This window comes from Mycobacterium scrofulaceum (genome assembly GCF_001667885.1).
GTDB lineage: Bacteria > Actinomycetota > Actinomycetes > Mycobacteriales > Mycobacteriaceae > Mycobacterium > Mycobacterium scrofulaceum_C.
Genome location: NZ_LZJW01000053.1, coordinates 1 through 10,985, shown reverse-complemented (window position 1 = coordinate 10,985; position 10,985 = coordinate 1). Strand labels below are relative to the sequence as shown.

The following is a 10,985-nucleotide window of genomic DNA, read 5'->3' as shown; positions in this document are numbered from 1 at the left end:
GCCGTCGTCGTCCGAACCGCCGCCGGCCACCACGACAACCGAGCCGCCGACCACGACCACCACCACGACGGCGGCGCCGACGACGACGACGACAACCGCCCCGCCCACGACGACGTCGCAGGCGCCCACCACCTCGCAGGCGACGACCACCGCGGCGCCCACGACGACTCGGGTGCGGCCACTGCTGCCGCCCTTCGTGCCCCAACCCCGACCCTGACGCGGTGGCCCAGGTCACGGCGACGAAGGTCACACCCCCGCGGCCGCGCTAACGAAGCAGGCCACGGGCGGCGACGAGCTCCCAAGTTAGGGCAGCCTTTCTCGCGGCGGAAGCTGCGGAGATGTAACTATGAGCAGGGCTAAGCAGGCAAACAATTCGCAGGCTGAATCAACGATGCATTGGGGAGACCTTCAGTGACGACGCAGATGCTCATCAGACTGGTAGTGGGCATGGGCATGACGCTGGTCGTGGCCGCACTCGCTGCCCGGCGCGTCCTGTGGCTGTTCAAGCTGATCACGTCCGGAAAGCCCGCGCCGGGGCACACCGACGAACCCGGCAAGCGAATCTGGGCCGAGGTCTCCGAGGTCTTCGGGCAGCGTCGGCTGCTCAAATGGTCGATCCCCGGCCTGGCCCACTTCTTCACCATGTGGGGCTTCTTCATCCTGCTCACCGTGTACATCGAGGCCTACGGCTTCCTGTTCCAGGAGAACTTCCACATCCCGATCATCGGGCGGTGGGACGTGCTGGGCTTCCTGCAGGACTTCTTCGCCACGGGAGTCTTCCTCGGCATCACCACCTTCGCCATCATCCGGTGGCGGCGCAGCCCGCGGGAGATCGGCCGGTCGTCGCGGTTCTACGGTTCCCACACCGGCGGCGCCTGGCTGGTGCTGTTCATGATCTTCAACGTCATCTGGACCTACGTGCTGGTCCGCGGGTCCGCGGTCAACAACGGCACGCTGCCGTACGGCAAGGGCGCCTTCCTGTCGCAGCTGTTCGGCGCCATCCTGCGCCCGCTCGGTCAGCCCGCCAACGAGATCATCGAGACGACGGCGCTGCTGCTGCACATCGCGGTCATGCTGGCGTTCCTGATCATCGTGCTGCACTCGAAGCACATGCACATCTTCACGGCGCCGATCAACGTCATCTTCAAGCGGCTGCCCGACGGCCTGGGGCCGCTGCTGCCGCTGGAACACGACGGCAAGCCGATCGACTTCGAAAACCCGCCCGACGACGCCGAATTCGGCCGCGGCAAGATCGAGGACTTCAGCTGGAAGGCGATGCTGGACTTCGCCACCTGTACCGAGTGCGGGCGCTGCCAGTCGCAGTGTCCGGCGTGGAACACCGGAAAGCCGTTGTCTCCCAAGCTCGTCATCATGGACCTGCGCGACCACTGGATGGCCAAGGCCCCCTACATCCTCGGCGATAAGGAGAGCCCCCTCGAGAACACCCCGGAGGGCGGGGTCGGCGAGGAGCTGGCCGGCGAGAAGCACGCCGAGGCGCACCACGTGCCCGAGTCGGGCTTCGGCCGCGTGATGGGCTCCGGGCCCGAGCAGGCCACCCGCCCGCTGGTCGGCACCGAGGAGCAGGGCGGCGTCATCGACCCCGACGTCCTGTGGTCCTGCGTGACCTGCGGCGCCTGCGTCGAGCAGTGCCCGGTGGACATCGAGCACGTCGATCACATCGTCGACATGCGCCGCTACCAGGTGATGATGGAGTCCGAGTTCCCGTCCGAGCTGTCGGTGCTCTTCAAAAACCTGGAAACCAAGGCCAACCCGTGGGGCCAGAACGCTTCCGACCGCACCAACTGGATCGACGAGGTCGACTTCGACGTCCCGGTCTACGGCGAGGACGTCGACAGCTTCGACGGCTACGAGTACCTGTTCTGGGTGGGCTGCGCCGGCGCCTACGACGATAAGGCCAAGAAGACCACCAAGGCCGTCGCCGAACTGCTGGCCATCGCCGGCGTGAAGTACCTGGTGCTGGGCACCGGTGAGACCTGCAACGGCGACTCCGCGCGCCGCTCCGGCAACGAGTTCCTCTTCCAGCAGCTGGCCGCCCAGGCCGTCGAGACGCTGGACGGGGTGTTCGAGGGCGTGGAGACCGTCGACCGCAAGATCGTCGTCACCTGCCCGCACTGCTTCAACACCCTGGGCCGCGAATACCGGCAGCTGGGCGCGAACTATTCCGTGCTGCACCACACCCAGCTCCTCAACCGGCTGATCCGCGACAACAAGCTGGTTCCGGTCAGCCCGGTGTCCCAGGACATCACCTACCACGACCCGTGCTACCTGGGCCGGCACAACAAGGTGTACGAGGCGCCGCGCGAGCTGATCGGGGCCGCGGGTGCGACGCTCACCGAGATGCCGCGCCACGCCGAGCGCAGCTTCTGCTGCGGCGCGGGCGGCGCGCGGATGTGGATGGAAGAGCACATCGGCAAGCGCATCAACCACGAGCGCGTCGACGAGGCCCTGGCCACCGGGGCGTCCACGATCGCGACCGGCTGCCCGTTCTGCCGGGTGATGGTCACGGTTTGCGACGTTTGCGGTGGCGCCGGCTGGCTCGGGGCCGCGGGTTTGGGCGGGCTGGACTTGGTGAGCCCCAGGTTGATCGCCAACAGGACGGCCACCAGCACCGCCACCGCGGCTCCGGCGACGGTCAAGACCAGCGCCGTGCGCTTGTACCAGGGCAGCCCGCCGGCCTGGGCCGGGTAGCGGTTATCGGCGCCATCGTCGAAAGTCCTTGCCGCGCCGGCGTACTCGCCGGTGGCGTCGCGCCCGGTGTAGGGCACCGGTTCGTCCGCGCCGTCGGCGTCCTGGGACCAGGCCAGCGCGCCGTCCACGTCGGTGGCCTGGGCGGCCCACGCGGCCTGGGTCATGTCGATCCCGCCGGTGCCCACCATCTCGGTCGGCGTTTCCACGACGGCGCCCGCGGCGGTCGGGACGCCCGCCGACGCCTGCTGGTCGCCGAGCGTCGCGGCGCCGATGGCCGCGCTGAACGCGGGCTGCGGCCCGGTGTGGACCGGCACTGAAAAGCGCCCGGACAGTCGCGCGGTGAGCAGCGGGATGCTGGCGCCGCCGCCGGCAGTCGCGACCGCGGCCAGTTTCGGAATGCCGTTGCGGCGCACGGCTTCCTCGAGAGCGTTCAGGAATCGGTCCAGCGGTTCGGAGATCAGTTGTTCCAGATCGGCACGGGTCAGCTGCCGGCCCGCGACCGAGGCGGTGGCGGCGGTGGACAGTTGCTCCTTGGCGCGCCGGCACTCGCCCAGCAGGCGGCTCTGCGACCCGATCCGCACCGTGCTGCCCAGGTCGGCCATGGTGTCGTCGGAGGCCCGCAGGCTGCCCAGCAGCAGCTGATCGATGCCGTCGCCGGAGAAATCGGCGTAACGCACCGACGGGCCGATGCGGGCGAAGTTGGACCCGGCGTCCATCAGGCTGATGCTGGTGCCGCTGGCGCCGAAATCGCACAGCGCGACGACGCCCGAGGTGGGGAATCCCGGTCGGCCGCGCAGCGCGGCGAGCGCGGCGGTGGCGTCGGACACCAGCACGGGGGCCACCCCGCCGCGGGCGAGATCCGGCTGGGCGAAGAACTCCTCGCGCAGCGCGGTGAACTGCGCGTCGGACCAGTAGGTGGGCACGGCGATGGTGATCGGTGTCCCGTAGCCCACGGTGCGGGCCATGGCCTCGATCGCCTCAACCGTGAGCACCTCGCCGAGGTACTTCGTCCCGTCGGCGGCCACCACGGGGGTCCGGTCGCCGACGCGTTCGACGAACCCGCGCAGCACCATCCCGTTTTCGGTCAGGTTCGGGTTCTCCTCGGGCAAGCCAACTTCGGTCGGCCGGTGCTCGAAAAGGGTCAGGACCGCGCTGCGGACCACTGGGGCGCTTCCCGCGCGGGCCGCCACCAGGTTGGCCGCCCCGATTGACAGCCCGAGCGACTCGCTCATTCCCCGCACCCCACTTCCGATCGCCCGGTGGTCCTCACCCTAGCGGCCGGCGGGGTCAGCGCAGGCCCGGCGGGACCGTGATCACCGTGGGCACGCCCGGAATCGTGATCACCGACGGCACCTGGGGCAGATGATGCCGATGCGTCGGCTCCTGCTGGCTGGGCTGATGCGTGGGCTGCCCCGTCGGCTGCTGCGCCGGTGGCTCGACCGCGCTGCTGGTGCTCGGGGTCGTCGTCGTGGTGGTCGTCGGCGGGGTCGTGGTGGTGGTCGTCGTGCTCGTGCTGCTGGTGCTCGGGGTCGGGCTGGTGCCCTGCCCGCCGCTCAGCAGTTCAGTGATGCCGTAGACGATCAGCCCGATCAGGATCAGGACGAAGATCAGCCAGGCGATGAGCAGCGGCGGCCTGCGGTACCAGGGGGTGGGTTCGGTCTCCAGGTCGCCGAACGCTTCGGGCTGCTCGAACGCGTCGGGCGCGTTCGCCGGGGGTTCGCCGGTGGTGGGCGGCTCGGCGACGCCGTAGTCGGCATGCCGGGTCGCCTGTTCGTGGAAGTCGTCGGGTGGGCCGTTGCGTGCCACGGCACCGATGGTACTGATGCCACCTGCCAAGCCCCTGAGCCCGCCTTCGGTAGGCGTCGGCGCCTCAGTTCCCACCGAGCGCGTCCCGCACGCGTCCCCGCGCCCGGTCGAGCCGGACGGCGGCTTCGGCGGCGTCGACGCCCGCGAGCAGCGCGACGATCGCAGTCTTGGCGTGACCTCCCGCGGCGCGGAGCGCGGCGGTCGCGGTTTGCTCGTCGACACCGGCCGCGTCGCGCACGATCCGCACCGCGCGGCGGCGCAGCTTCGCGTTGGTCGGCCGCACGTCAACCATCCGCGGGCCGTAGGCCTTGCCGAGCGCGATCATTACGCTCGTCGAAAGCGTGTTGAGCGTGACCTTCTGAGCCGTTCCCGCGGTCAGCCGGGTGGATCCGGCGAGAACCTCAGGGCCGGTGAGCAATTCGATCACCACGTCGGCCGAGGCCTTGCTGCCGCGGTTGTTGACGATCGCGACCGTCAGAGCGCCCACCGCGCGCGCATGCTCGAGCGCCCCGAGCACGTACGGAGTGCGGCCCGACGCGGTGATCCCGACGAGCGCGTCGGCGGCGGTCAGGTCGGCGAGATCGGCGGGGTCGAACGCGTCTTCCGCGCCCTCGATGGCCTCGGTCAGCGCAGCCGGCCCGCCGGCGATCACACCGCGCACGAGGTCGGTGCCGAACGTGGGCGCACACTCGGCCGCGTCGAGCACGCCGAGGCGTCCGGGCGTCCCGGCGCCGGCGTAGATCAGCCGGCCGCCCTGCTCGAGCCGAGCGGCGATCGCTTCGGCCGCCGCGGCGATTTTCGGGACCGCCGCCGCCACCGCATGGTGCGCCTCACCCTCGGCGGTGACGAGCAGCGCGACGACCTCCCCGATGGGCCGCGCGTCGAGGTCGTCCAGGCCTGGACGCGCGGCTTCGGTGGCGAGCGCGTCAAGTCCTTGCGCCGCAACGGCTTTCGGTGCCGCCTGCACCCGGATCACGTGCGGTGCGTGGATCGCGCCCAGCCGCAGCGCCCCGTCGAGCGCGTCGCCGGCGGCGGGGACGACGTCGAGCCGCTCCCGCAGCGCCCGGTACCCGGCCAGGCCGCCGACCATCGCGACCGGTCCCTTCCCGGCCGCGCGAGCGGTTGCGGCGAGCGCCTCAGCCGCCGCGCCGACGATCGCCAGCGCGACGGCGTCGCCCCGCGCGGCGAGGACGTCGGGTGCGAAGGACGCGAGCTCGGCGGCGCCGGTGAGCCGCGCGGGCCAGGTCTGCGGAGCGCCGAAGCGGGCGCGGGCGGCGTCGAGCAGCGAGGTGGACGGGCCGCGGCCGTCGTGCGCGCGCAGCGCCGCGCGCAGCCCGGCGGCGCCGATCCACGCGCCGCCGCCCTCGTCGCCCAGCCACGTGCCCCAGCCGTCGGCGCGCCGCCACCGACCATCCGCATCGATCGCGAGCGCCACGACGCCGGTGCCCGCGATCAGCACGACGCCCGGCTGCCCGTCCAGCGCGCCGGCGTGCGCGATCACGGCGTCGCTGGTCACAGCGACACGCTCCGCCCGCAGCGAGGCCAGCAGCGCCTCGCCCAGCGCGCGCGCCGCGTCCGGCGCCGCCTCCGCCCCTGCGGCGCCCACGATCACCTCGTCGACGGCGCCGAGCTGGCGCTCGAATGGGCTGACCACGTTCAGGATCGCCGCCTCTGCGGCCAGCACGCCGCCGGTAGCCGCCAGCCCTGGCGCGCCCGGCCCTTCGGCCCTGCGGCCGCATGCCGACGCCCGGCACGACGTCTTACCCAAGTCGACGGCGAGGATCACCGCACCCATCCTTGATCGGACCGGGCCGTGTGTCGACTGCCGGGCAGACTGGTCTGGTGGGCCGGGCGTTGTTGACCGTGGGGCACGGGACGGCCGACCGAGAGCGGCTGGGGGACTTGCTTGCCGGCGCCGGAGTTGCGCTGGTCGTCGATGTGCGGCGATATCCGGCCAGTCGGACGAATCCGGATGTCCGGCGGGAGGCCCTGGAGTGCTGGCTGCCCGAACGCGGCATCGACTACCGGTGGGAGCCCCGCCTGGGCGGCCGGCGCAATGTCGCGGCCGGAGATCAGGAGCTCGACAGCTGGTGGACGGTGGCCGCGTTCCGGGCGTACGCCGCCTACACCCGGACCCCGGAGTTCAACGGCGCGCTGGACGAGGTCCTGGGCGACGCGGCCCGGCGCACCACCGCGGTGATGTGCAGCGAGAGCGTCTGGTGGCGCTGCCACCGTCGGCTGATCGCCGACGTCGCGGAGCTCGGCCGCGCGGTGCCGGTGCAACACCTCATGCCTGATGGCCGGCTGCGCCCGCACCGCCCCGCCGACGGCGCGCGCCGCCGCCCCGACGGCCACCTGGTATGGGACGGCTGAGATGGAACCCGGCGTCCGGTGGGTACCCGTACATGCCTTAAGCACGTTGGCTGGGACTCAGCGTGATGTCCCGAAGAATGTCGGGGGCAATCCAGGCGGATGCGCGGCGTCGACCGGCGTCATGATGCCGCACTCGGGGCTGGCCACCCCGGTGATGGTGGTTGAGTGGGAAAGTCGGTGCGGGGATATTGGCCGCCGCGCACGAGACCGGGGTGTTGCGGCGCTTTGTTGAGGCAGGTGTTTCTGTCCTCGATCGCATTTGGCCATTCGTCGCCGACCCCGGAACGGGCGAAATAACCACCTTGGTGGCCGGTTATCCGCCATCCGTTGAAGACGTCGACGGACGGTGCGCGGGCCGGGCCCTGCTGAGGGAATTGTGGTCCCGGCTTAGCGGGGGCCGTCATCGTGATCCGCATGGCGTCGATGCCTGAATATGGCGGCGGCTCACCAATATTCGGCTCGTAACCGTTGCGGGCTGGTTGGGCAGTGCCAAACGTGTATTCGCAGGCCACCACCGTCGCGTCGCGGCCGGACATCGTCACAGAGGAGATGTGCACCCGGTCGGTGCCCACCCAAGGCTGTTGGGGCGCATCGGTCTTGGGCCAGAGAAATTGGGTACCGGTGGGATGGTCGATGGACTGGTTGGGGTCGACCGACTGTTGGAACCCGGGGTACAGGTAGCGGTTGTCACCCATGATGGAGGCCAGGAGGTAGGACTCGGTGTAGGCGCGCACCGCTACGGCGGCGGCGGTGGTGACATCGATGCCGGGCTCAGCCGTCCAGACGATGGTGAAATCGTTGAGGGCCGCCGGCCAACCGGCAGGAGGCGAAGACGTCGTGGAAGACGCCGCACCATGGTTGGCGCCTGCGCTGCATCCGGCAATCGAGAACAAAGCGAATATCGCCCACGCCGCGACACCGCTGAAATTGTGGAACCCATCGGTCATTTCGGCCGTCCCTGCTCCGCGTGCGGAACACCGACGACGTTGTCGTAGCGGGTGGCCATCCACTCATCCGGAGACATTTTTTCATCGGGCGGCAACGCGATTGCGTGCGATAGAGCCGGGCCGATCACGCCATCGTATTGACTGGCGGTAAGCCCAGGGAATTTCGCCCTCGCCTCGTCCAGTGTTGCGAGTCGCCCGTGAGGGTGTTGATCGTCGTAAACGACGTACCCGTCTGGAAGCGGGACGTTGTGCCCGGCGGCGAGCATCGCGTTGGTCATCCCTTGGTCTGCGACACCAATGTCCAACGGTTGTATCGGATTTTCCCCCGGTGCGCTCGGCGCCGGCCCGAGGATGCTGTTTTCCAGGCCGTGTCCCAGCACGCTGAGCGCGGGGCTGGCCACGGTGCCCACACCTGGCGGCAGCCCGGCCACGGTGCCTAGCCCGGTGAGCCCGGCCTCGTATGCCTGCTTCTTCAACTCGTATTCGGACAACTGCTGGTGATAACCGTTGACCTCATTGGCGTGATACGCGTTGTGGGTTCCGACGTCTACCAAGCCCTTTAGAGTCGCGGCGTCGTAAAGCTGGGTGTCGTAACCGGAATGGGTTGGCTCATTGCCGAACGCGGCTTCGTGAGCTACCGCATGTGCATAAGCTTGGCCGTTGAAGTATTGGCCAGCGGCCTGGTCGCTGTTGATGACGGAGAAGACGCCCTTGGCGATCGGCAGGGCGCCTGATCGAGTGTCTCCCTCGTTGTCAAGGGAATCGCCGAACCCTGGCAGTCCGCCGGTCGTTCCGGCGATGTTGTCGACGTACGGCCCCAAACCGTGGGCCATGCCCTGCACAAGATTGGGATTGACCTGTCCGAGGGTGTGATTTCCAGGAAGGTTTAAGAGGTCCTGCTGGTGGCCCCCGATGTAGGCGCTGTAGGCGTGTGCGGTCTCACCGGCGATTCTTGCCTCGGGTCCTTGGGCTGCATCACCAGTCCACGAAAACAGCGAACTCACCGCCTGGCCGTGGTCTTGCCAGTAATGGTGTGTGAGGTTCTGCAGGAACCGGTCATGGTCGCCGGTGGTCATAGCGTCGTGCACCACTTGGTGATCAGGTGATGCCGCCGACAGAACATTGGAAACCGTCGGGTCGATCCCGGGGTTGAGGTCACCAGGACCGCCTTCGCCAGCACGCCAGAACGGGCTGTTCATAAGCGTCGACGCCTGCTTCACCATCCCACGGTCTAAGTCGGTGTTGGCCTGGAAGGTGTGGTTGCCGTCTTTGACGATGTCGGCCAGCTGGTTCAGGTGGCGGAGGTCGGGCCGCGGTGAATTGAGCAGCTGCTGAACGCTGTTGGGCAGCTGGCTGGCCCCGCCTTTGACCATGTCAGTTCCCTGTTTCGCGCCGACGCTCAGCGGGGTTTGAGGGAACATGAGGCTCGGGTTGCTCATCAGCTGCAAAGAATTGCCGATCAGACCTTTCTCGTCGCCCAAACGCTGCTCGGCTGTCTTGAGCGCATCCATCGACATGCCATGCTCTTGAGCCTGCAGCTGGCTCAACACCGAAGCCTGTTCGGGGGTGAGCGGCACCTTTCCGGCCAGCTGGTCAGGGGTGATGGAGTTCAGCACGCCGTTGACGCGGGAGGCAGCCCCTTTATCGCCTCCGAGAGCGTCGGTGACATCTTGTCTTGCTTGGTCGGGCGATTCGGGTTCGTGAGCGTCGGCACCGAAGGTCGGTGTGGGGTCATACCCGTCGTTAGCCAGATTCGTCTGCGAATGACGCAGTGTGCTCGAATATGCGTCGCGGGTGTCATGCAGCTGGTTGAGAGCATCTTTGGTGTCGTTAACCGCAGCCGCTCTGAGAGCCTTGATAATCGCATGCAGCTCTTGCTGGCTCTCGGCATCAGGATGGTCCCGCAAATCCTGCTCCGCCAAGTCAATCATGTTGTCGAGCTGCTGCAACTCACCTTCCAAGGTAGCGATCCCTGCGGCACCGGATTTTTGCGCCTCGGCCAACGCGGCCGCGATGTTTTCCAGGTCGGCGCCGATCTTGGGCAACTGTTCCGACTGTGCGCCAAGCGATTTGACGGTGCGCTGCACTTCATCCGAGGCGTTGATTGGGCTAGGGCCGCCGTCTTGGTGGTTCCAGGCCGCGTTAAACCGTTGCTGCGCCTGCGAGAATGCATGCTCGGCCTCGGCGGTAGAGCGTCCAGCGCCATGGAATGCTTCCGCCAGACGCTCAATCTGGCCCGGGCTGCCGGCCTGCAGGGTCCGGTTGACCTCCCAGGGATCGCCGCCGGCCCCGGCAACCAGCTCCCCCTTGGTCAGGTGCTTCAGCTGCACCGCATCCCCGTACCGGTTTGCGAGTGCAGGCCTACAGGGCCCCTTGCCCACCGACCAGCACAGCGAACCCCCGAGCGCTGAGGACCGCTACCAACAAGCATCGCCACCCCTTTCGCGCTGGCGACAAGATTACCGCGACAGGGCTGGTGATCAATTCACCCTTCGAGGTGGGCGGTGTGCCGGTGTTCGCAGGTCTATATCGCCCATTAGCTCTTCCGCACTGGCCGGCACGACGCGGGCGCAGTGCCGGCATACCCTCCGACCGGGTCGGTCCCAACGGCGAACTACCAGCTACGGAAGACGAGAAGCGCAAGGCCATCGAAGAGACATTCCCGACGATAACTCCGCACGCAAGGCCCTTCAGGATGCTCGGGGCACGCCACGGCGTCGATGACGCTGACGCCTAGAACGTGTTGACCTTGTCGAGGCTGACGAACATGCCGTGGCCGGTGCGGTCGTTGGTGAAGCGGGTGCCGTCGGCGGTGGCGTTGATCGTCCAGCCGGCCGCGTTGTAGGTCTTGTAGTCGATTTGCACGGTCGGGATGGCCCCCAGGTTGCCCAGCACCCAATTCACCTTGCCGGCCGAGTCCACGCTCACGCCGTTGGCGTGTTCGCCGTCTTGCAGCGGCGAGTTCGTGAACGGCGCCTCGCAGCCGACGGTGTCCTTGTTGATCTGGCAGCGGGTGGTGCCCGACTTCGTTTCGATGAAGACGTAACCGTTCTGGTCGGGCGGCAGCGGGATGGCGCCGGCCGACACGTTCGAGCAGGCCGTGAAAATTCTTGACCACGAAGGGTTTCGGAAGGAGCAGGCCGACGCGCT

Annotated in this window: 5 protein-coding genes and 4 pseudogenes; 2 read left to right on the top strand and 7 right to left on the bottom strand. The window is 68.4% G+C overall.

Annotated elements, in window-relative coordinates:
• Positions 1–411: 411 nt before the first annotated feature.
• A pseudogene (locus A5681_RS06930) lies at positions 412–2,526 on the top strand (heterodisulfide reductase-related iron-sulfur binding cluster); the annotation flags it as partial.
• Between the two features lie 494 nt (positions 2,527–3,020).
• Here A5681_RS06930 and A5681_RS28145 read toward each other — a convergent pair.
• The 4 genes and pseudogenes from A5681_RS28145 to A5681_RS28135 all read right to left on the bottom strand — a co-directional run.
• Positions 3,021–3,674: pseudogene (locus A5681_RS28145) on the bottom strand (Hsp70 family protein); the annotation flags it as partial.
• 322 nt (positions 3,675–3,996) lie between these two features.
• Positions 3,997–4,515 (bottom strand): hypothetical protein, encoded by a 519-nt coding sequence (locus A5681_RS06925; RefSeq protein WP_067271174.1) that lies wholly within the window; start codon positions 4,513–4,515, stop codon positions 3,997–3,999.
• Positions 4,516–4,579: 64 nt separating this feature from the next.
• Positions 4,580–5,482 carry an N-acetylmuramic acid 6-phosphate etherase gene (gene murQ, locus A5681_RS28140; RefSeq protein ID WP_419866296.1) on the bottom strand — a complete coding sequence of 301 codons (903 nt, stop codon included), beginning with the start codon at positions 5,480–5,482 and terminating at the stop codon, positions 4,580–4,582.
• Positions 5,483–5,572: 90 nt separating this feature from the next.
• Positions 5,573–6,310 (bottom strand): annotated as a pseudogene (locus tag A5681_RS28135) (BadF/BadG/BcrA/BcrD ATPase family protein); the annotation flags it as partial.
• A gap of 47 nt (positions 6,311–6,357) precedes the next feature.
• Between A5681_RS28135 and A5681_RS06915 the strand changes: the two are divergent.
• Positions 6,358–6,888 carry a DUF488 family protein gene (locus A5681_RS06915; protein ID WP_067271171.1) on the top strand — a complete coding sequence of 177 codons (531 nt, stop codon included), beginning with the start codon at positions 6,358–6,360 and terminating at the stop codon, positions 6,886–6,888.
• Between the two features lie 119 nt (positions 6,889–7,007).
• On the opposite strand, the gene A5681_RS06910 is transcribed toward A5681_RS06915, so the two are convergent.
• From A5681_RS06910 to A5681_RS06900, 3 genes and pseudogenes are all read right to left on the bottom strand, one after another.
• On the bottom strand, positions 7,008–7,835 hold the full coding sequence (locus A5681_RS06910; protein ID WP_231996229.1) for a hypothetical protein: 828 nt from the start codon (positions 7,833–7,835) through the stop codon (positions 7,008–7,010).
• Positions 7,832–10,165: a hypothetical protein gene (locus tag A5681_RS06905; protein WP_067271169.1), complete on the bottom strand. Its 2,334-nt coding sequence runs from the start codon at positions 10,163–10,165 to the stop codon at positions 7,832–7,834. The genes A5681_RS06910 and A5681_RS06905 overlap by 4 nt, the downstream gene beginning before the upstream one ends.
• Before the next feature lie 403 nt (positions 10,166–10,568).
• Positions 10,569–10,985 (bottom strand): annotated as a pseudogene (locus A5681_RS06900) (hypothetical protein); the annotation flags it as partial.

Coding starts and splice junctions, on each gene's coding strand:
- A5681_RS06910 (WP_231996229.1), bottom strand. CDS start 7,835: ATGACCGATGGGTTCCACAATTTCAGCGGTGTCGCGGCGTGGGCGATA.